The organism is Bartonella chomelii (assembly GCF_014138465.1).
Taxonomy (GTDB): domain Bacteria; phylum Pseudomonadota; class Alphaproteobacteria; order Rhizobiales; family Rhizobiaceae; genus Bartonella; species Bartonella schoenbuchensis.
The window spans coordinates 80,497-103,352 of the sequence record NZ_JACJIR010000003.1 but is presented as its reverse complement, the minus strand read 5'-3'; the positions used below and the strand labels follow the sequence as shown (position 1 = coordinate 103,352).

The 22,856-nt window shown below is 35.3% G+C and carries 13 protein-coding genes, 1 tRNA gene and 1 pseudogene; 6 read left to right on the top strand and 9 right to left on the bottom strand.

The features are described from left to right. Positions 1 to 62: 62 nt before the first annotated feature. Positions 63 to 3,548: a carbamoyl-phosphate synthase large subunit gene (gene carB, locus GGR10_RS04755; RefSeq protein ID WP_182480160.1), complete on the bottom strand. Its 3,486-nt coding sequence runs from the start codon at positions 3,546 to 3,548 to the stop codon at positions 63 to 65. Positions 3,549 to 4,661: 1,113 nt separating this feature from the next. Here carB and GGR10_RS04750 point away from each other — a divergent pair. Next, positions 4,662 to 5,930 carry a TCR/Tet family MFS transporter gene (locus tag GGR10_RS04750; protein WP_182480159.1) on the top strand — a complete coding sequence of 423 codons (1,269 nt, stop codon included), beginning with the start codon at positions 4,662 to 4,664 and terminating at the stop codon, positions 5,928 to 5,930. Between the two features lie 118 nt (positions 5,931 to 6,048). Here the strand turns inward: GGR10_RS04750 and carA are convergent, their stop codons facing one another. The 5 genes and pseudogenes from carA to GGR10_RS04730 form a co-directional block, all read right to left on the bottom strand. Then, a complete protein-coding gene (gene carA, locus GGR10_RS04745) occupies positions 6,049 to 7,248 on the bottom strand; it encodes a glutamine-hydrolyzing carbamoyl-phosphate synthase small subunit (protein WP_182480158.1) in 1,200 nt (399 codons plus the stop codon). 900 nt (positions 7,249 to 8,148) lie between these two features. Then, positions 8,149 to 8,667: a chorismate lyase gene (gene ubiC / locus GGR10_RS04740; RefSeq protein ID WP_182480157.1), complete on the bottom strand. Its 519-nt coding sequence runs from the start codon at positions 8,665 to 8,667 to the stop codon at positions 8,149 to 8,151. 572 nt (positions 8,668 to 9,239) lie between these two features. Beyond that, a complete protein-coding gene (locus GGR10_RS04735; RefSeq protein ID WP_182480156.1) occupies positions 9,240 to 9,491 on the bottom strand; it encodes a GlsB/YeaQ/YmgE family stress response membrane protein in 252 nt (83 codons plus the stop codon). Positions 9,492 to 9,607: 116 nt separating this feature from the next. Further along, positions 9,608 to 10,354 (bottom strand): annotated as a pseudogene (locus GGR10_RS07030) (Na/Pi cotransporter family protein); the annotation flags it as partial. A 278-nt stretch (positions 10,355 to 10,632) separates the two neighbouring features. Beyond that, the gene (locus tag GGR10_RS04730) at positions 10,633 to 11,859 is read right to left on the bottom strand and encodes a mechanosensitive ion channel family protein (RefSeq protein ID WP_182480155.1); all 1,227 of its coding nucleotides are present in this window, start codon (positions 11,857 to 11,859) and stop codon (positions 10,633 to 10,635) included. 132 nt (positions 11,860 to 11,991) lie between these two features. On the opposite strand from GGR10_RS04730, the gene dnaG reads away from it, so the two are divergent. The 3 genes from dnaG (at position 11,992) to GGR10_RS04715 (ending at position 17,393) form a co-directional block, all read left to right on the top strand. Continuing rightward, positions 11,992 to 13,929: a DNA primase gene (dnaG, locus tag GGR10_RS04725; protein WP_182480154.1), complete on the top strand. Its 1,938-nt coding sequence runs from the start codon at positions 11,992 to 11,994 to the stop codon at positions 13,927 to 13,929. A 338-nt stretch (positions 13,930 to 14,267) separates the two neighbouring features. After that, positions 14,268 to 16,271 (top strand): RNA polymerase sigma factor RpoD, encoded by a 2,004-nt coding sequence (gene rpoD / locus GGR10_RS04720; protein WP_182480153.1) that lies wholly within the window; start codon positions 14,268 to 14,270, stop codon positions 16,269 to 16,271. A 660-nt stretch (positions 16,272 to 16,931) separates the two neighbouring features. Continuing rightward, positions 16,932 to 17,393 (top strand): YcgN family cysteine cluster protein, encoded by a 462-nt coding sequence (locus GGR10_RS04715; RefSeq protein WP_182480152.1) that lies wholly within the window; start codon positions 16,932 to 16,934, stop codon positions 17,391 to 17,393. 51 nt (positions 17,394 to 17,444) lie between these two features. On the opposite strand, the gene GGR10_RS04710 is transcribed toward GGR10_RS04715, so the two are convergent. After that, positions 17,445 to 18,185 carry an SIMPL domain-containing protein gene (locus GGR10_RS04710; RefSeq protein WP_182480151.1) on the bottom strand — a complete coding sequence of 247 codons (741 nt, stop codon included), beginning with the start codon at positions 18,183 to 18,185 and terminating at the stop codon, positions 17,445 to 17,447. Between the two features lie 172 nt (positions 18,186 to 18,357). Between GGR10_RS04710 and GGR10_RS04705 the strand changes: the two genes are divergently transcribed. Beyond that, positions 18,358 to 18,434 (top strand) — tRNA-Ile (locus GGR10_RS04705). 1,086 nt (positions 18,435 to 19,520) lie between these two features. Here the strand turns inward: GGR10_RS04705 and GGR10_RS04700 are convergent. After that, positions 19,521 to 20,057: a helix-turn-helix domain-containing protein gene (locus tag GGR10_RS04700; RefSeq protein ID WP_010704001.1), complete on the bottom strand. Its 537-nt coding sequence runs from the start codon at positions 20,055 to 20,057 to the stop codon at positions 19,521 to 19,523. Positions 20,058 to 20,424: 367 nt separating this feature from the next. Here GGR10_RS04700 and GGR10_RS04695 point away from each other — a divergent pair, with 367 nt between their 5' ends. After that, complete coding sequence (locus GGR10_RS04695) at positions 20,425 to 21,465, top strand: DUF475 domain-containing protein (RefSeq protein ID WP_182480150.1); 1,041 nt, start codon at positions 20,425 to 20,427, stop codon at positions 21,463 to 21,465. 72 nt (positions 21,466 to 21,537) lie between these two features. Here the strand turns inward: GGR10_RS04695 and pncA are convergent, their stop codons facing one another. Beyond that, positions 21,538 to 22,146, bottom strand: coding sequence for a bifunctional nicotinamidase/pyrazinamidase (gene pncA / locus GGR10_RS04690; RefSeq protein WP_182480149.1), 609 nt, complete (start codon positions 22,144 to 22,146; stop codon positions 21,538 to 21,540). Positions 22,147 to 22,856 lie beyond the last annotated feature (710 nt).

The window sequence follows — 22,856 nt, the reverse complement described above, 5'->3', positions numbered from 1 at the left end:
TTTATGCAAAGAAAAGGTCAGTAAGAAGTAAGAAACGTTATTTATAGATTGCAGTTCAAATCTTAAGCAAAATAGCTTTGTAGGGGGCGCACTTCCAAAGGGCTGGATTTGAGTGCTTCAATGGCTTGTACTGCGGCTTCAGCTCCAGCTATTGTTGTATAATAGGGTACTTTTTGCATGAGTGTTGCTTGGCGCAATGATTTAGAGTCTGAAATGGCACTAGCCGTATTTGTTGTATTGAAAATCAATTGGATTTGCCGGTTACGAATGGCATCTTCAATATGAGGGTGGCCTTCTAGCACTTTATTAATTTTTTGGGCTTTAACACCATGAACATCAAGAAATTTTTGTGTTCCACTTGTCGCTAAAACAGAAAAACCAAGCTCAGTTAAACGTTTGACGCACTTAAGGATACGTTTTTTATCTTCATCTCTTACGGAAACAAATACAGTTCCCTCATATGGCAGGTCAACACCAGCCCCAAGTTGTGCTTTAGCAAAAGCAAGTGCAAATTCATAATCAATCCCCATAACCTCTCCGGTTGAACGCATCTCTGGACCAAGTAGCGTATCTACACCTGGAAAACGATCGAAAGGAAAGACTGCTTCTTTGACGGCGATATGCGGTTTTTGTAGTGCAGAAGGTAATCCACCGTAAGCTTGAAGTGCACTGTGAAGTTTTTCTCCCGCCATAATACGTGCAGCAATTTTAGCAATTGGTCGACCAATGGTTTTTGCAACAAATGGAACAGTACGCGAAGCACGGGGATTGGCTTCTAAAACATAAATCACTCCATCTTTGATGGCATATTGTACATTCATTAAGCCCACAACATGAAGTGCTTGCGCTAAAGCTTTGGTTTGACGTTCTAATTCAAGGACCAATTCAGGTGAAAGTGTGTTTACAGGCAAAGAACAAGCTGAATCGCCAGAATGGATACCTGCTTCTTCAATATGTTCCATAATGCCAACGACCAGTGTTTCCTCACCATCGCACAGACAATCAACATCAACTTCAATAGCTTGTGTTAGATAGGTATCAAATAAAAGTGGGTTTTTACTGAGTAATGTATTGATCTGCTTTGTTGTGTCGTTAGGGTAACAGGCTTTGAGATCTTCTGAAACTGATTCAGGAACTATTTCAAGCAGATAATTTTGCAAGCTACGTTCATCGCGAATAATTTGCATAGCACGTCCGCCTAAAACATAAGAAGGGCGTACAACTAATGGAAACCCTAGGTCATGAGCAATAAGACGCGCTTGTTCAATTGAATGGGCAATACCATTTTTGGGTTGTTTTAAGTTAAGCTTGAATAATAATTGTTGAAAGCGATCTCTATCTTCTGCCAGATCAATAGCATCAGGTGAAGTACCTAAAATGGGAATGTTATTTTTTTCTAACGCACTTGCTAATTTCAACGGTGTTTGTCCGCCAAATTGAACGATAACTCCAATCAACTCACCTTTTTCCTGTTCCGTTTCTAAAACAGCTAAAACATCTTCTATTGTTAAAGGTTCAAAATAAAGGCGGTCAGATGTATCGTAGTCAGTCGAAACAGTTTCGGGGTTGCAATTAATCATGATGGCTTCAAAGCCTGCATCACGCAAGGCAAAAGCAGCGTGGCAACAACAATAGTCGAATTCAATTCCTTGGCCGATGCGGTTTGGACCACCACCCAAAATAACAATTTTTTTACGTTTAGAAACGTGTGCTTCTGAACATGTTACTCCTGCAAAAGGTGTTTCATAGGTTGAATACATATAAGCTGTAGGTGAAGCAAATTCAGCAGCACAAGTATCAATCCGTTTAAACACATGTTTAACATTAAGTGATTTACGTAAAGTAGCAATATTGTCTGGCTCTTGCCCTGTAAGGTTAGCTAAGCGTGCGTCTGAAAAGCCCATGGCTTTTAACATACGTAGATTGTCTGCATCTTGAGGAAGACCATGAGAGCGAATACGCTGTTCCATTTCAACGATAGAAGCTATTTGTTCTAAAAACCATGGATCAATTTTACTTATTTGGTGGATTTCATTTAACGGTAACCCCATGCGCATTGCTTGAGCCACATAACGTAGACGATTAGGGCTTGGTATTGCGATGGCTGAACGTATAGAATTATTTTCATCACCTTCAGCGTGTTCAGGAAGCTCAATTTCATCAAGGCCGGTAAGACCTGTTTCAAGTCCACGGAGTGCCTTTTGCAATGATTCTTGAAAAGTACGGCCAATTGCCATGACTTCCCCTACAGATTTCATTGCAGTGGTTAAGACAGATGATGAACCAGGAAATTTTTCAAAAGCAAAACGAGGGATTTTGGTGACAATATAATCGATAGAGGGTTCAAATGATGCTGGTGTTATACCACCTGTAATATCGTTTTTTAATTCATCAAGTGTATAACCAACTGCTAATTTTGCTGCCACCTTGGCAATTGGAAAACCTGTTGCTTTTGAAGCAAGTGCTGAAGAACGTGAAACACGAGGGTTCATTTCAATGACAATTAAACGACCATTTTCAGGATTGACAGCAAACTGCACATTAGCTCCACCGGTCTCGACACCAATTTCACGCAATACAGCAATTGAGGCGTTGCGCATGATTTGGTATTCTTTATCGGTTAAAGTAAGAGCAGGGGCAACGGTAATAGAATCACCAGTGTGGACACCCATAGGATCAATATTTTCAATGGAACAAACGATAATACAGTTATCTTGTTTATCGCGGACGATTTCCATTTCATATTCTTTCCACCCCAAAACACTTTCTTCAATCAGAACTTCCGTTGTGGGAGATGCTTCAAGGCCACGTTCAATAATTTCATAAAATTCAGAGCGGTTATAAGCGATGCCACCACCTGTGCCACCAAGCGTGAATGAAGGGCGAATGATAACTGGAAGCCCAATAATATCAAGAGCTTGAACTGCTTTTGCTGTGGCATGTGCTATATAACGTTGTTTACGATCGGCTTCTGTATGATACCAATCATGATCAAGTTTTTCTAATGCTTGCTCAAGTGCATCACCGGAAAGTTCAGTTTTCAGTTCATTACGTTTTTTTTCGTATAACCGCCGATCTTCTTCTTTAAGTTCTGTTGCATTGGCTAACATAGAACGCGGTGTTTCTAAGCCGATCTTTGCCATTGATTTGCGAAATAAAGCACGATCTTCGGCTTTATCAATAACGTCGGCATTAGCTCCAATCATTTCAACATTATAACGGTCTAAGATTCCCATACGCTTTAATGATAAAGCTGTATTGAGTGCTGTCTGTCCTCCCATGGTAGGTAAAAGAGCGTCTGGGCGTTCATAAGCGATGATTTTGGCGACTACTTCTGGAGTGATGGGTTCAATATAAGTTGCATTCGCTAAATTTGGATCAGTCATAACGGTGGCAGGATTGGAATTGACTAGAATAATTCGGTAGCCTTCTTCCTTTAAAGCTTTACAAGCTTGTGTGCCTGAATAGTCAAATTCACATGCCTGGCCAATAATAATAGGTCCTGCTCCAATGATAAGGATAGATTTTATATCTGTACGTTTTGGCATGTTTTTTCCTATCACAAATTTCTGTGCGCAGTTGTGGCAGGCAGAATATTGAAAAATTTTAAGGCTAAACTCACTTTATAGGTTAATAAACGAGGAAAGTAATCCATAAAATGTTTTTTCCATGCTTTTTTTATAAAAATTGGAAATCAATATTTTCTTCTTTGTTGCTGATAAGCTTTATATACTTGTGAAAGTATGTTTTTTGATAAAAGAGACAATAGTGTATTAGTAAAAAGCATGTTCAAATCAGTGTATTGAAGATTGGTGTGTTTGATAAGATATAAACAGCTGTTGATTGTAAATAGAATTTAGATAGATAGAAATTAAGCTGTTTGTGTACAGCAATAACTGTAAGCATGCTTATGTGCTGATTATCCTTATTAAATTTTTGGGTGATGATTTTGATTGTGTTCACTTTAGTGATGACCTTCAAAATAGAGCTCTCTTTTAAACATGGGTAATGAATGTTCAACATTGCTAGAAAAATACTTGGCTGCAATTTTCTGCTGATATAACACGTGTTAGCAAGAACTTATGTTGATATTTTTATAGATTGCATCTTTGCTATTGGTTTTATCACTATTGGGCTGATTATAAGTTTTTATTTTAGTGGTGTATTCCAAACTGAATAGTGATGCCTAAAATCGCACACTGCGCTATTTTCTAAGCTCATGTTATTTATGTATGGATTTGATGTATTCTTTTAAGAAATAACCTGCATAAATATGCAATAGGTTTATAGCACTTTTAATATTTCTTGTATGAATAGAATTACAAGGGTTGTTACATTAAGATTTTGATTGATTTAACCAACTAAAAAAGATTTTCCAAAAGTGATGGTGTAGAAATACTAAACGTGGGTAGTAAAATTAATGATAATGTTTTGAAAAAAACATACATGGCTACAGAGTTTTGAAATTTATTCAAATTTCTTACGTGTGGTGAATAGTTTAAACATGGTTATAAAATTTAGTAATAAATAAATATTATATCATATTTTTTTATGGTTTCCGTAACCTTTTTTTATTTTGTTATTGTTATATATGAAACTCGAGTTATGTTTTTGGGCGGCTCTAAAAATAAGTAAGGTCTAAAAGACATAGGCAAAGAAATATGCATGCTGTAAAAGATCAAAAGCTCGATCCAAAATTTATCCGTCGTGGGCTCATTTTAGTTTTTATTACTCTGTTATTGGATATTATTGGTATTGCGATTATTAGTCCTGTTTTGCCTGAATATCTTCATCATTTGACTGGAGAGGATCTTAGTAAAGTTTCCATAAATGGGGGGGTGTTGCTGGCAGTCTATTCAGTAATGCAATTTTTATTTGCTCCTTTGATTGGTAATCTTTCTGACCGTTATGGTCGACGTCCTGTTTTGCTTATTTCTATTATCAGTTTTGCTATTGATAATTTTATATGCGCTATAGCATGGAGTTATTCTATGTTGTTTATTGGGCGTCTTTTATCGGGGATAAGTGGTGCTAGCTTTGCAACTTGTTCAGCTTATTTAGCAGATATATCAGATGATAAAACTCGTACACGTAATTTTGGTATGATAGGAATGGCATTTGGGGTAGGGTTTATTATAGGCTCCCTTATTGGTGGCTTTTTGGGCCAATTTGAGTTGCGCTTGCCTTTTTATTTTGCAGCTGCTTGTTCATTTGTTAATTTTATTTTTGCATGGTTTATGCTTCCAGAAACTCTTGCTATGCATGATAGACGCCGTTTTGATATTAAGCGTGCTAATCCTTTAGGTGCACTTTTGCAACTTAGACAATATCCAGCAGTTATTTGGGTGTTGTTAGCCTTTTTTCTTTATTGGCTTGCAGAAGCTGTATGGCCGAGCGTTTGGGCATTTATTGCTAAAGAACGCTATGATTGGAACACGTTTTCTATTGGATTGTCTTATAGTATTTTTGGTGTAGGCCAGATTTTTGTGATGGTTCTCATTTTACCATATCTTTCTAAGCGCTGGAGCGATTGGCGCATGACTATGGTAGGACTCCTTTTTTCATTAATTGCTATGCTTGGCTATATGTTTGCAGCGCAAGGGTGGATGGTTTATGTTGTTTTTGTCTGTACAGTGCTTGAATATCTTGTTCATGCACCTATACGTTCTATTGCTGCAGCACAAGTACCAGCCAATGCACAAGGGGAATTACAAGGGGCAATGACATCTATTACTTCGTTAAGTTTGATAATTGGGCCCATTTTTTATACATTTCTCTTCGAACAATTTACACATAAAGATACAGCATTTCATTTTTCTGGTGCACCTTTTGCCGGGAGTTTCTGTGTGCTTTTTTTAGCAATTTTAGTATTTGCTTTCTGGGTAAGAAAATCTCTAAAAAAGCTTTCTGGAGATGTTTTACCAAAATAATTCAATAAAACTATAACTCCTATGCTCTAGGAGTGAATCTAACTATTTTGTTATTTCAAGAGCTGGTGTATTTGAATACAATAAAAGTGCACCAATGTTTGTTGGTGGGAAATTCAAATTAATTAGGCTGTTTTTTATACTCTACGATTAGATTATGAAAACGCTGGAAAAGATATTGACTGTCTTGTGGCCCAGGGGAAGCTTCAGGATGATGTTGAACAGAAAAAACGGGTTTTCCAATAATCTGAATGCCACAATTTGAGCCATCAAAAAGAGAAATATGTGTTTCTTCAACATGTTTTGGTAGAGATGCTGCATCTACAGTGAAACTATGATTCATTGACGTAATTTCTACTTTTCCAGTGGTAAGGTCTTTTACAGGATGGTTTGCTCCGTGATGCCCTTGATGCATTTTTATGGTTTTAGCTCCAACAGAAAGCGCAAGAAGCTGATGGCCAAGGCATATACCAAAAAGTGGAATATTACAGTCAATTAGTTTTTTTATAGTTGGGACTGCGTATGCGGCTGTGGCAGATGGATCTCCTGGTCCATTGGAAAGAAAAATGCCATCAGGTTTCATTGCCAGAATTTCTTCTGCGTTTGTATGTGCTGGCACAATAGTAATACGCGCACCTTGTGTTGCCATAAGGCGAAGTATATTGCGCTTAATACCATAATCAATCGCAACGATATGAAAATTATGTTTACTGTTTCTACCGTAACCTTGATTCCAACTCCACGCTTTTTCATTCCATTCCATTAACTGGTGTGATGTCACTTTTTTTGTGAGGTCGAGATTGGTGATCCCTGACCATTTTTGCATACGTTTTTTTAAAGCACTAAGATCAAAATTACCATTTAAATCATGAGCAATAATAGCATTTTGCGCACCTTTTTCACGAATAAGAACAGTTAGTGCACGTGTATCAATGCCGCAAATTGCAATGATTTGACGCATTTTAAGCCACTGATTTAAGTTTTCATTCGCACGGTAATTAGAGGGCTGAGTAATATCTGCCTTAAAAATAGCACCAACTGCACCATGGTGATTAATTGGTGTAAGATCTTCAATATCTTCACTATTTATACCTACATTGCCTATATGAGGAAAGGTAAAATTAACGATTTGTTTAGTGTATGATGGATCGGTGAGAATTTCTTGATAACCTGTCATGGCAGTGTTAAAACATATTTCTGCTTCAACAATACCTGTAGCTCCTGCACCTTTGCCTTCAATAACAGTTCCATCAGCTAATACTAAAAGAGCTGTAGGTTTGCTGGTGCACCAAGGTTTGGGAGATAGAGTGGTTTGTGTCATAGTGTGCGCTCACAGTTCGACGTCATACGAAAACCGCAGCCATAGCAGATGCTGTATATTATCTTGCAATGTTTTGCTTAATTTTGAAAGTATAAGTATATTCCATACATAGGTAAAGCCCCATTTTAGATTTTCCGAGACTTTTGTTATTATTATGCATTGTCAGATATTAAAGAGTACTGAAAGAGAGTGTACTCATTTGAACAAAATTGGATAAATTATATTGCATTGATTAGATTAATAGAGCACTGCAAATGATTTTGTAGAAGAAGAGACAACATTTTGCTCTACGTTATTTAATGGATATTACGTGATTAAGAAATGTCAGAGTATTTAGAGTGTTTGATGATGGTGAAAAAAATAAAAGTGATAATAACCAGAAACACTCTATTTTAACAAAAATAATGGTTTTAGAAATCAACACGTGTTTATAAATAAACTGATATTTTGGAGCTTAAAACGCAAGTAGCAGGGGGTGTTGTTTGCGATTTCTCTACCAGTTAATAGAGCACAAGGTGATTGGTTTTTATGGTATTTTAGGTAATAAGAGTTAAAGAATGATGCAATATAGGGTGGGTAAATTATAACTTTGTTCAAAAGAGACGATTATATAGATAAGTAGATTTTTTAAGGTTATAGTTGATAGCATTTCATAAACGCTTAAATAAGTTTATGAAATTGACTAAGAATATCTCAAGCTGTTTTTTATAACGAGTAGAGCGTTAAGCTAGCAAAAAATAGAGTGCGTTATTATAAATAACACTCAGCTATATAAATGTTATGAGGGAATGAGTAAAAGTAGTCAAATTAGTGAGTTTTCATTGATGGAAGGCAATGAATAAGATCTTTGTTATTTATATTGTAGACTACGTTTTTTTTCAAAATATTGATTTTTCTGATTTATGTAAGATCAGTTTTATATATTGGTGAAGCAATTAAAAACAGTTCAGTCAGCAATAGTGGTTTGTCTGCTAGCCGTAAACGAGAACGGCGCGCCCATAGCGCATCTTTTCGGCCAATATGAATGTAATCACGGGTTAGTTCTTTACTGTTAAATAAATAACGCCCTAGAGGTATATTTCCCAAGTTTGTTAGTTGATTGTGATCATCTAGAGTTTCTTGTGGGATCACTGTACGCCCCAAAAGCCAAGATTGATTTTCTCCCATTAGTACAATTTCGCGTAGCCAATAACGGGAGGTATCAGGCAAATGTTCTGCCTCTTCCTCTAGCTCGTTATAAGTAATGAAGCATTCACGTTGCAGTTTAATATGTAGCTGAGTGCAGTGACGTTCCAAACGACGAGTCATAGAGCCTGGTTCCATCAACCAATCTTTGATAGTAATAGGCACTGAAGGGTCTTGATCAGATAACCACTTTATCGGTGGTAAAATAGAGTTTCTAGTTCTAGTACTTGACATGATTCAAACTGCATGTTGTTCTAGATAATACAGGTTAATACCAATTATAAAATTTTCTAATTATAATGTAGAAATACAACAGCAGCAAGCTGATAAGGATAGGCATAAAAATGGATTATTGGCTTTGTGACTATAGTTTTAAGATTTTGGCGATAAACAAAATTTATTAGTATGATTAGCGCATTTTATTTTAGTTTAAGAATTTTGATTATCGATATTTTACTATTTTACATTATTTTATGCAGGAAATGCTAATGGTATAAATGTGAATTACAGTAATTATTTCATACTGGACACAGTTATTATTTAAGCAATTTTCTATATAGAAAAAGTTTTTAGAGAATATTAGCTAGTGTGTTGAAAAATATTTTTTCGTCTTCACGTCAAGATTTTATCATTGATTATGCTTTTAAGGCTTTAGTCGTTGATAAATCGAGATTAATTCTAGTAGGGTGATCGTTATACTGAATGGTTACTTGCTGTATTTAGCTGGTAGATTATAATTTAAAACTAAGATAGAATTTTAAGGTGACTTAAAAAGGCACCAGAAGGTGCCTTTGAAAATAAACATTTTATGGCCGGATTTTTCGACCGACCCATATAAGAATGCAGGCACCAATGAAACCTGAAATAAGGTAACCAAATATACCAACAAAAGTAACACCAAAAAGGCCAAAAAGAAAGCTAGCCAATGACGCTCCAATAATTCCTAGGATAATGTTTAAAAATATTCCTGTTCGACTGTTCATAAAATATTGTGCAGCCCAACCTGCAAAACCACCAATAATAATAGCTGCAATCCAGCCGATGTTTGCATCTTCCATTTACGCTCTCCTTTGCCTGAATTAAACTGTAAATTCTAGGTAGGGTAAGCTTTTTAAAGGTCAAGTCTTACTTGTTGTTTAGAAAGGTTATGGAGGCGAGAACTTTAGGGTAGTTCCTATTCTTCTAAAATGGGATAGACCATGGAAGAGAGAAGGAAATTAATTTGTTTTTAGATGATGAACACTATCAAGATACAGACAGAATGTTTCTATATTTTGGATATTACTTTCATGTAAGTATTTAAGTTTTTAAAGCTCATTTTTTCTAAATTACGGAGCTGATCTTTTTTGCGCTAATATATGTACAGTATGGGTATCGCATGAGATGAAAACATTAAATGCAATATGCGCATTAGCTAAAACAGTAGCATGGGAAAAGCGGGGTATTTCAACTGTTGTGAGTGAATTGTGGACTTTTTTATTTCTTTTAACAACTAATATTTATTAATTAAGCTCATATACGGTAGAGTGATCTGGATTTTCATAAAATTCCATTTTTTGCAGCATTATAATCAACAAGATCACAGATATGGATCACTTCTCACACATGACATTAGAAAACGCTGAAGTTGGGCGATTAAGAACACTATCATCAAGAGCTGTCTGTTTAGTTAAATCAGGAGTTTTGTCAGGCTGCATTTGTACTTATATGAATAAGTTTAGGGATTAGTTTTTAAACTCATCTTGATAATGTTTTTTCAAGAAGGGAGAACATATTAAAATTAAAATGATGTAGGCATTGTGTATTAAAATTGGAGCTGCGAAAAAAGAGCCTAAATTAATGCTAAGGACCATAATAACGATAGTTGGGTATGAGTAAGATTATAATTAGCAAAATTGATTAACAAAATGATTCCTGTAATGGAATGAATGTAAAAAATAAGTTACAATTGCCACCAACAAAAAACAGAAATAAGGTCTGTTGAAAGATAATAGTAGTATTAGGCAAAATCGCGCTATCATATATATAAAGTTTTTGTGGCAGTGTTTATTATATCAATTCTTGTTCACACCATGCGTGTGTAATCCAAAAAAGTAGAGAAATAGCACCTGCAAGATGAAGAATGACTAATGTTATTCGTGATGCTTTTTCTTTCCTTTTTATGTTGAAAATATAGTTCAATTTAAAGAATTTATATAATTAAGACTTACGGTTTTGTTTGGTTTCAAATGCGTGAACAAAATCATAACCACTTGGGTTTTGAAAAAGCTTAAGACCAAAATTGGGAAGGATGGAATAAAGATGGTCAAAAATATCAGCTTGAATTTGTTCATACTCTATCCAAATAGTGGTGTTCGTAAAACAATAGATTTCTAAAGGTAAACCATTTGGTGTAGGGGATAATTGCCGTATCATAAGTGTCATATTATTTGTAATATTGGGGTGATTTTGTAAATAAGATAAAACATAAGCGCGGAAAGTTCCAATGTTTGTTAAGCGGCGGGTATTAGCTGATATATCGCGATTTTTGTCTAATTTAGCATTCCATTCATTGAGTTCGGGTAATTTTTTTGCAAAATAGTTTTCTAATAGATTAAATTGCATCAAGTATTCTTGTTCTTCTTCTTTGTGGAATCGGATACTGGATTGGTCAATAAAAAGAGATCGTTTGATACGCCTTCCACCTGATTCTTGCATACCACGCCAATTTTTAAAAGGATCGGTTACAAGTTTACGAATAGGGACGTTGGTAATCGTTTTATCAAAATTTTGAACTTTAACAGTGTGGAGTGCAATTTCAATTACGTCTCCATCTGCACCGAGATTGGGGATTTCAATCCAATCACCAACACGCACCATATCAGTAGATGAAATTTGAATACTTGCAACGAGGGAAAGAAGCGTATCTTGGAAGACCAAAATCAAGACAGCTGCCATCGCACCAAGACCGGAAAAGAGGATAAGAGGGGAGCGGTCAATTAATTTTGCTAATATTAAAACAGTGGCAACAGTAAAAAGTGCAATTTTAGCGATTTGAATATAACCTTTTATCGGTTTTAACCGTGATGTTGGCCGTTGTTCATAAAGAGTATTAACAATATTAAGAAGCGCAGAAATTATTAAGACAATAACAAAAATAATAAAAGCGTTGGAAACATTACGAATAATGGTACTAAGTGGATTGGGCAATGTAGGGATAAAATTAACACCGATTGAGAAAATAAAGGCTGAAGCAGTATTAGCCATGTGCCGAATGGTATACTCAGTGTCATTAGTTGTATCTGCGGGAAGAAAAGAAAAAAGCTGTTTTGCTTTATGAATAAGCAGTTTGCGTGCTAAAATATTAATTAAAATAGCAATAAGAGTAAGGATAATGAGCCAAGAAATAGCCTCTAACAATGGATATTGAGCAAGAAATTCGGTCACTTTTCTATCTCCGTTTCTCAAATTATTTGGGGTTGATCACTTGGAATTTATCAACCATTTAAGAGAAGTATTGGAATTATGCTTCAAAGTAGTTAAACATACAAAAAAGAATTTAAAACTCTGTGAGATATAATGCGTTTTCCACCTGATTTCATTGACGAGATCCGCAGCCGATTACCAATTTCAACGGTTATTAGCCAAAGGGTGACATTTGACCCTCAAAAAAGCAAGCCCGCACGAGGAGATTTTTGGTTTTGTTGCCCATTTCATGGTGAAAAAACCCCAAGTTTTCACTGTAATGATCGTAAAGGTTGTTATTATTGTTTTGGTTGTGGTGTAAGCGGTAATATTTTCACTTTTCTTTGTGAACTTGATGGATTGCAGTTTTTAGAAGCTGTAGAGCGTTTGGCTGATCTTGCAGGTATGAAACTACCTGTTCTTGATCCACAAAGTTATGAACGTGAAATGCAAAAAGCCAGTCTTTATGATGTTATGGGAATGGCTACGGATTTTTTTCAATGTAGCTTACATAATAAAGAGGGAGAACAGGCGCGTTATTATCTTGGTGAGCGTGGCGTAACACCAGAACTTATAAAACGCTTTCGGATTGGTTTTGCTCCAACAAAGCGTACAGCTTTAAAAGAAGCGTTAAGTATGCGTGGTATTTCGGTAAAGCAGATGGAAGATTGTGGTCTTCTTGTATCGGGTGAGGATGTTACAGTTCCCTACGATCGATTTAGAAATCGTATCATATTTCCTATTGAAGATTTACGTGGACGTGTAGTGGCTTTTGGAGGGCGCGGATTAGATAAAAACGTGCGAGCAAAATATCTCAATAGTCCTGAAACGGTACTTTTTCATAAGGGGAATATGCTTTATAATGCAGCTTCTGCTCGCAAAAGCAATCATTCCATAGAAGAGAAAAAAGCACGTTCTATTCTTGTCGTTGAAGGCTATATGGATGTAATTGCGTTAACAAAGGCTGGTTTTGAAAAAGTGGTAGCGCCTTTGGGGACAGCATTAACAGAGGAACAAATTGCGCTTTTATGGCAAATAGAACCTGATTGTGTTTTTTGTTTTGATGGGGATGATGCTGGTTTAAAAGCTGCTTTTCGTGTAGCTGATCGTGTGTTACCCCTTTTAAGAGTGGGGGTATCTGTACATTTTATTTTATTGCCTCAAGGTGAAGATCCAGATGAAATTATTCGTGCTGGTGGTGCTCCTCTTTTTAATTCTTTTTTGCAAAAATCAATTCCACTGATTGAGCTTTTATGGTGGCGCGCTACTTATGGGAAACGTTTTGAAACACCAGAAACACGGGCAGCACTGGAACGAAGACTTAAACAAGAGGTCTTTACGATTAAAGATGAAGATGTGCGTCGTTATTATTTTCAAGATATAAAGAAACGGCTTTTTGATTTTTTTTCTCCTCCTTTTTTACAAAAAAAGAATACAGCAGGATATGGTAAAAACCAGAAAGATGAAATATTTAAAGGGCAGTCTTTTTCTTCGTTAGAAAATTCTAATATGGTACGTAATTTGCCGCATTCTATTCCTTTGCGTGAGGCAGTTATTTTATTAATTTTAGCTCATTATCCTGATCTTTGGCATGAGAATTTTGAAGTTCTTTCTAAGTTAGAATTAAAAAATACTGAATTAGCAAATTTTCATCAATCGATGCTGGAAATTCTAGGAAGCCAACAGATTCATGATAAAGCAGTAATGATTGAGCTTTTAGAAAAAAAAGGACAAAAGGCTATTTTAGAACGTATGAGAAATCTTGTGCAAAGCGTTGGTATGCGTACTACTTTTACTAAAGCTCCCATAGAAGATGCTCGTGCTGTATTAAAACAAGCTATCTACTTGCATCTTCGAGAACACCACCTACATAAGAGATTACAAGATATTGAGGAACAACTCATGGAAAATCCTAATAATGAGGTTTTTGATCTACTGCGTGAAACGAAAACTGAATTGGAGCAAATGCGGGCAACAGAAGCTTTGATTGAAGGGTTTGGATGTTGGTTTGATGAAGAAACAGATGAGAGTGAGCCAAATAAGATAAAATGATTCGCTTTTTTAAAGCGAATCAGTCACCAAAGTCTAATGTGAAAAAATCTATTGTAAGAGACGGCATTTTTGTGAAGAATGGCGAGTGAATTTTAAAAAAGCGGAAATTGATTCTTACTATGGAGTGTAGAGATTATCTCAAAAGGGCTGAAAGTGTCGGGGAAACTTCTGTAGTTTTCCCGCGTTTTTATGTGGGTAAAAGCGTATATAAAGTGTGTCTTTAAAAATGAGGATTTTATCCTAGGATAAAATGCATATGAGAAATTGTTGACGCGCTAAATGAAAACGCAAAAAGCTGATCACATGAAATCTAGTAGTGATCAAGTGGAGTTAATGGTATGGCAACAAAGGCTAAACAAAAAGATAGCGTGGCAGAAACGGGCCAAGTAAGTTTGGACAGTCCTCTTCTTGATTTTTCCGATGATGCTATCAAAAAGATGATTAAACTCGCCAAGAAAAATGGTTATGTGACAATGGATGAATTGAATGCAGTTCTTCCTTCTGAATCAGTTACATCTGAGCAAATTGAAGATACATTGGCCATGCTGTCTGAAATGGGGATTAATGTTGTAGACGACGAAGATGAAGTCGATTCTGAACCTTATGAGGAAGAAATTACGATAGAAGGTGGCGATTTGGTGGAAGCCACCAGCCGATCAATTGCAACGATATCAAAACGAGATGCAACAGATCGGACTGATGACCCGGTGCGTATGTATTTGCGTGAAATGGGAGCAGTTGAATTACTTTCACGTGAGGGTGAAATTGCCATTGCCAAGCGTATTGAAGCAGGGCGTGAAACGATGATTGCGGGGCTATGTGAAAGCCCTTTAACATTTCAAGCCTTAATTATATGGCGTGAAGAATTAAATGAGAAGCGTATCCTTCTTCGTGAAATTATTGATCTTGAAATGACTTATGCTGGTCCAGAAGCCAAGCAAGCTCCTGCTATTGAACGCAGTGAAGTAGAAAAAATAAAAGAGGAAATGCCATGTTCTAGTATGCATGATGTAGACGATCTTGCAGAAGACATTGGGGTTGAAGATGATGAGGAGGATGAAGTTAACTTATCGCTTGCAGCGATGGAAAATGAGCTGTGTCCTCAGGTTATGGAAACTTTAGATTTTATTGCTGAGACGTATGTAAAACTGAGAAAACTGCAAGATCAACACGTTGAAAGCAGTTTGGCAGATTGTAAAGAGGATGCTCTTTCATCTTCTCAAAAAAAGAAATGCACTCAATTGAAAGCTGATTTAGTTCAAGCAGTAAAGTCTCTTTCTTTAAACCAAAATCGTATTGAGGCGCTGGTTGAACAGCTTTATGATATCAATAAACGGTTGGTTCATAGTGAAGGTAAATTGAAGCGGCTTGCTAACAACTATGGAGTTGGGCACGAAGATTTTTTAAAAGAATATCAGGGTCGTGAATTAGATGCAGATTGGATTAATTATGTTGCAACTTTGCCAGGGTCTGGCTGGAAAGAATTTTCAACTCGTGAGGCCAAGGTAATACAGAGTTTGCGCAGTGAAATACAAAGTCTTGCGCAAGAAACTGCTATCTCAATTGGGGAGTTTCGTCGGATTGTTACGCAGGTACAAAAAGGTGAGCGTGAAGCAACAATCGCTAAAAAGGAAATGGTGGAAGCCAATTTACGCCTTGTGATTTCAATTGCAAAAAGATACACTAATCGTGGTTTACAGTTTCTTGACCTCATTCAAGAAGGCAATATTGGCTTGATGAAAGCGGTCGATAAATTTGAATACCGGCGTGGATACAAATTTTCGACTTATGCGACATGGTGGATTCGTCAGGCAATTACGCGTTCGATAGCTGATCAAGCGCGCACCATTCGTATTCCTGTTCATATGATTGAAACTATTAATAAGATTGTTCGTACATCACGTCAGATTTTGCATGAAATTGGGCGTGAACCTACACCGGAAGAATTATCTAGCAAGCTTTCCATGCCATTAGAAAAAGTGAGAAAAGTGCTTAAAATTGCAAAGGAGCCTATTTCACTTGAAACACCAGTTGGTGATGAGGATGATTCCCATTTAGGTGATTTCATTGAGGATAGAAACGCCTTGTTGCCGATTGATGCAGCTATTCAAGCTAATTTACGAGATACAACAACTCGCGTACTTGCCTCACTAACGCCGCGTGAAGAACGTGTTTTGCGGATGCGTTTTGGTATTGGAATGAACACTGATCATACGTTGGAAGAAGTTGGTCAGCAGTTTTCAGTTACACGTGAGCGTATCCGTCAGATTGAAGCAAAAGCGCTTCGTAAGTTAAAGCATCCTAGCCGTTCACGGAAATTACGCAGTTTTCTTGATTCTTAATAATTTTATAGTGTATTTCAAAATGTACCGTTTATTGTAATAAAAAGTTTACTGTGTCATTTTTTGAAAAATTTTTTTTAAAAAGATAAAAGAGGTATGCTGAATAATTGGAGAAAGTTCACTGTTTAAGCAATATAATGACTTAAATATTTATTACTACGCTTTGTGGAAAAAAAGACAGTGTAAAATCATAGAGATGATCTGCAAAGAAATAAATAACGTCATAAAAACTATTATTTGTACATGTAGGTGAAGTTAACTCCAGAGGGGATGATGTTGAATATGCTTCACGTTGAAGTGTGTCAAATCATAGGTAAAAACAACAAATCTCTTTTTTATAAAATGGCTTATACAAGTGTATAGTTTGTAGAAAAAATTTCATTTAATTTTTATCAGTAATTATAGTCTGTAGGATATTACAATTAGGTATTGTTTCTGAGTTTAAGGTCATTTGTGGTAAGATATCTTCATAAGGTGTTTTTCGTGTAAGATTTTTTCTAGAGATGTCTTTTATCTTTGTTGAATTAATCTTTGGGAAGATTTGGGGCAAAATGAATATGGATGGTATTAAGCTAGCTTAGAGGTGTATAGTGTTACAGGGACAACATTGTACTTATTTTGCGTAAATTTTCTTATTTTTAAAAAGAGTATAATCGATTTATGAGTAAAGAGGCTCCCTTTTGGAAAGTTAAAAAATTAGAAGAGATGTCCATTGTTGAGTGGGAGAGTCTCTGTGATGGTTGTGGCTTTTGTTGTTTGCATAAAGTAGAAGATGAAAACACGGGTTATATTTATGCAACTAGCGTTGCTTGCCGTCTTTTAGATATGGAAACTTGTCAGTGTCAAGATTATGCTCATCGTAAATCAATAGTTCCAGATTGTATATTATTGGATATTGCAACGGTGAAAAAAGTTCATTGGCTGCCAAAAAATTGTGCTTATCGGTTAATTAATGAAGGGAAAGACCTTCATTGGTGGCATCCACTTATATCAGGAAATCGCCAAACGGTACATCAAGCACAATTCTCTGCACACGGGAAGATTGAAGCTCACGAAAATGAATTATCATCTGACGAGGCTTATCTTCAATATATCACCGGCATTTTATATGAGGGCCGGTGATACAATTTTTTTATGTACCGTTTTATATACGAATTAACGACGATACCTTACTTAGTCGATAGAAAATGTTACAGTAACACTGACATTATAGTTTAATTCACCGCTTGAAAAATTTGTATCTGCATAGCTTGCAAATTGTGCACTTCTGCTTAAGCGCTGTGTTGGATGAAAGCTATTATTATTTTCATTAATTTCAATGATTTTACCCAATTTCAAATTTGCTGCTTGTGCTAAAGTTTCTGCTTTTTCAATAGCTTCAGCAATAGCTTTTTGACGTGCTTCTTTATAAAAAGGTTTTGTATCAGCATTGGTAAAGGTAATACCATGGACAGAATTAATGCCAAAAGATATTGCTTGATCAAATATTTTACCAACGTTAGCAAGATCACGGATACGTACTGTTAAAGAATTGGAAACTTCATAAATGGTTTCGCTATTTTTTTGTTCTTGCTGTTTATCTGAGCTAGACTGATAAATAGACAAATTTGATGTTTGTAGGTCGTGTTCTTGAATGTTATTTTTTTTAAAAGAATCTACAACATTGTTCATAAATTTATTATTGTCCGCTAATGCTTTTTGAGCGGTTTTGTCGTGGGTAACAATAGATAGATTGATAATTGCCATATCTGGTATTGCTTGGCTTTCACCTGTTGCAGTAACTACAATAGTTGAATTTTTCATTGTACATTCTTCTGCGTGTACAGAGAATGAAGTGGTTAGTAATGTTAATGCTGCTAACATGGAAGCTTTAATTAAGTTAGCATTTTTTAGCTGGAAAATTATTTGTGTCATATTCATTTTCACTCCGTTGATTTATAGATTGTCACTTTTCCATTTTCGGGAATCATTGTAAAGAATTATGATACTGAAAGATAAAAAACGAGAGAAACTTAAAAAAGTGAATTATAATTCAAGCAGTCTCTTGTATCGTGAGGCATTTTAGTTTAGAGAAAAATAGTCTGTAGGGCCTGTAGCTCAATTGGTTAGAGCCAGCGGCTCATAACCGCTTGGTTGGGGGTTCGAGTCCCTCCGGGCCCACCATTCCTTTTTTTATCCCTATAAGCAGTTGATTTTATTACATTATGATATGTCTTCCGGGGTCAGAAGTCATCTAGTAAGTCAAAATATCTTTTTAGAGTGAAGATTTACATAGTTGTTTATTTTTTGGATTCCTATCGGACACATTTTTGTAACTTTATGATTTATTTGGTCAAGTTTTTTGGTCGATGCTTTAGAATAAAGTGTTTGTTTGTATACTATTGGTTGATTGCAATATTGTTCCCAATATATTCCTTTGCTATTTTCGCACAAAATATGGAATTTTATTAGATTTCAAAAGTTTTGTGAGGGAAGGGGGATATTTTAAATAAAGCTATTAGCTTTTAAAGGTGCTCGTATCCAATAGACTAGGTTTTTCTTTATCATCCATAATATATGTATTTTTTTATGTGTTATAAAGTATCAGAATAAGGTTTTGTTATCGAATTTATAAAATAAATTACATTGAATAGTTATGACATCAATGAAATGGAAATTGAAAAATTTATAAGTATTCATTTATATGTTATTTTTATATCCACTAGTGGATATAAAAATAACATATTTAAGAGCGGCGATTCTTTTTAGAGCATGGGCTGGAAACTGCTATTATAAAAATGGAAAATAAAGAAGGTTTCTTTTTTTAAGGGATGAAGCGGGTTATTTCTTTTCAATTAAGAATAATCGATATTATTTGCAGGATGATGATAAGCTTTAATGGTGATTTGTGATTAGTTTGGCAAAAGGTGTATTACTTATAAAGCACGTGAGTAGAAGCTGTGAATAAGTGCGTTGGCGACCACAAAAAACATTTAATGTCCTTCTCCTTTTAAGAACGACCCAAGTAGCCATTTTAAAGTCAAGTAGCCATTTTTACAAGGAGCTATTTCATATTTTAGAACTGATTGTTTTCAATTTTAACTGGTGTTGAAAATAAGAAAAATTGTATCACTGCAAACAGGGCTTGTTTGATTATTTTACTACAGCAAAAATTATAAAAGGGCTTAAACTTTATCAATATGGTAGAAGTACAATACTATTGTTCACGTTAATAAAATTTAAGCCTGATTTTATTTGAAATGAATATTATTAGCTAGCGGTCGTTTCTTTGTGCGATATGCTTCGAATAAGTAAATCGATAAACAAACTAAGAGCGTAAGAGTTGGCCATATTTGCTTTCATATTGACCAGAGAAGTAATTGCCTTTGGATTGAGGCCATTGGATATACCTTGTGTTAGAAGATATTGCTGTAATTTTTCATAAGAATTTTCAATCTTTTTTTGATTTAGTGTATCGTTATGATCATTTTTGGTAAGAATATCTTCAATTGCTTCAATTTTTTTAATAAAATAATTCCAATCGAATTCACTTCTAGTGCATTCGGTGTCAAACATTTTTCCTTGTCCAGTTAAAAGCCAATTAATGTTGACTCCATACAACGTGCGATATGCTTGTAATACGCTAAGGTTAGGTTCTCTTTCTCCACGCTCATAAAAGGCGATGGAATTTTTTGTCATGCTAAAATTTTTAGCTAATGTTTCACGTGACGGATCGCCTAAAGCGAGGCGTACATGACGTAAACGTTTTCCAAATACAGTTTTTGCTTCAGTTTCAGGACGTGCCACGAATTATCTCCCTCAGTAAATCATCATGGTATGAGCTTTGTGTTGGTAAAAGCACACAATGTATGAATATCTCATTGCCTAATGTCAATATTTATTGACTTTTATTCCTCTTATTTTTTAAAATATCTAATAAATATTTGGATTAAATTTTAATTTTTTGTATTTTATTATTATAAGGAATAACCTTTTTATTGGAAGAAATATAGGCTTTTTTGATTCTTCTCTTGTTTTTTCTTGGAGAGATTCCATATACATTTTACAATGTATATTATTGTACTTATCGATAGATGTAATCTTTCAGTCTTGTGATCTTTCAATATGAGTGAGTACCAGGATGGATAAAAGAGATGAATTTTGAGGCGTGATCATGGCCCTATTAGGCTATTTTAGATGGGCTTTTTTCTTCACAATTATTGGTGTTTTTGGGGGTGGATTTGTTGGTTGGTTTGAGACGGGTAGTCTCATTGGTTTTTTAAAATATTTTTTCATTTGCTGTGTTTTGGGAATTTTAGAAATTTCTCTATCTTTTGATAATTCTATTATCAATGCACGTATTCTTGGAAAGATGGATCAGCTATGGTCCCGTCGCTTTTTGACATGGGGCATTTTAATAGCAGTATTTGGTATGAGGGTTATTTTTCCATTACTGATTGTTGCTTTTGCAGCTTGGATTAGTCCAATTGCAGCAGTCAAATTAGCACTATGGGAGCCACATCAGTATACTGAAATTTTGACAAATGCTCATGTGGGCATTGCTGCTTTTGGGGGAACTTTCCTCATGATGGTTGGTTTAAAATATTTTTTTGATCCTAAAAAAGAGGTGCATTGGCTAGCATTTATAGAGAAACCAGCTCAAAAGGTTGGTTCATTTGTGGGAGTTGATATTGCTATTGTTTTAATTCTGATGTTATTTTTCTCAGGGCAAATTACAACAGAAAATAAGCTGACTGTTTTATTTGCTATGCTTTATGGGCTTTTAACATTTTTAGTGGTTGAAGCAGTTAGTTCACTTTTGGATTCCCAAAAAAATACTTTAGTCGCTATTGCTAAGGGAGGAGTGGGCTCATTTCTTTATTTAGAAATTCTAGATGCTAGCTTTTCTTTTGATGGTGTTATGAGTGCTTTTGCTTTTTCACATAATCTTTTTATTATTGCAATTGGTCTTGGTATCGGTGCATTTTATGTACGTGCTATAACTATCATGTTGGTTGAAACAGGAACATTGTTGCATTACCGCTATTTGGAACACGGTGCTTTTTACGCAATCTTGGTACTTGCAGTGATTATGTATATACAAATTATTATGCCAGTACCTGAAGCATTAACAGGACTTATTGGTGTATGTATTCTTGGGGTAGCATTTTATTCCTCCATTCGCTTTAAACATAAAACATTATCTCCCGAATAATCTGTTGTTTTGAAATACAGATTTTATAAAAATCTCTTCTATTTATTATCACAAAACAAGACGGGAAGTAGTTTATAATGTCATTAAGAGCTCTATGCCGGTTTCATTCATAGTTTTAAGCATCGTATTTAATGATCCATTTAGATCAATACCGGCACAAGCGTTCAATGAAACACTCACTTTAAAGCCGCATTTTACAGCGTGAAGTGCAGAAAATCCTACACAGAAATCAGTAGCCAAACCACATATAATTAATTGTGTAAAACCACGTTCTTTGAGATAATTTTGTAAGCCTGTTGGCGTTTTTTGGTCATTTTCAAAAAAAGCAGAACAACTGTCAATTTTCTGATGATAACCTTTTCGAAGGATAAGTTGTGCTTTACCAACCATGAGAGACGTATGAAATTTCGCTCCTTGTGTTCCTTGTACACAATGATCGGGCCACAGTGTTTGAAGTCCGTAGTCAAGTTTAACCGTATCATAAAGAGATTTGTGGGGATAGGAAGAAGCAAAGCTGCAATGGCCTTTTGGGTGCCAATCTTGGGTTAAAATGACATGATCAAAACGACTTATAAGTTCATTAACGGCAGGTATAATAATATCGCTTTGTGGGACTGCAAGTGCTCCTCCTGGTAAGAAGTCATTTTGTACATCGATAACGATTAAGGCTTTTTTTTCCATAAATTTATTCCTGTGGGTGATTTTTTTGTCGTAGCCTTTTAAAGATTGTGTTTCGTCTTAAAGTTTTGAGATGATTTGGTCAATGTTTGTGCTTATTTTGATGATTGAAACTAAAAGAGATGAATGGATCAGTTGGTACGATAATTTTTGTAATTTTGTGCTAATTTATAACTATTGGTCAATATAAGTGGTGCACTGTTTTAATGATAAGCTATTTGTTGGTACAAAACTTTGATGATAGATAATAGGGCTGGGGCATTAGATTTTTAAATATGTTCTCATTTTTTATGCAGTTTTAATCACAATAAAATAATATAGTGGTGATCGTTTATTTTGGTGACATCAAAATGATGAAACACGAGGTGGAGGAAGGTGGCGTGATGTAAAATCTGTAAGGCGGGAAAATGGTGCATAGAAAATTGGCTTTCTCTTATGATTTTTGTTGCACTAATAGATTGGTTTAATATGATAAAAGTGTAATTTTGTATCTTATATGGAGAAGAAAGCAGCTATTTGATAGCATAATTCAAGTATAATTTAAGAATATTTGCTTTTTGTACTTTGGGATAGTGTTTTTCTGCCTTTGAAGCGCAAAGTAGGGCTTGTGGGATTAGAAAAAATATATCAATATAAAGATAAAGCTGTTAGGGCATTATTTAAGTGTTGCTAATTGTGAAATTTAAGAAAAGCGAAAATAATACTTTCGAAAT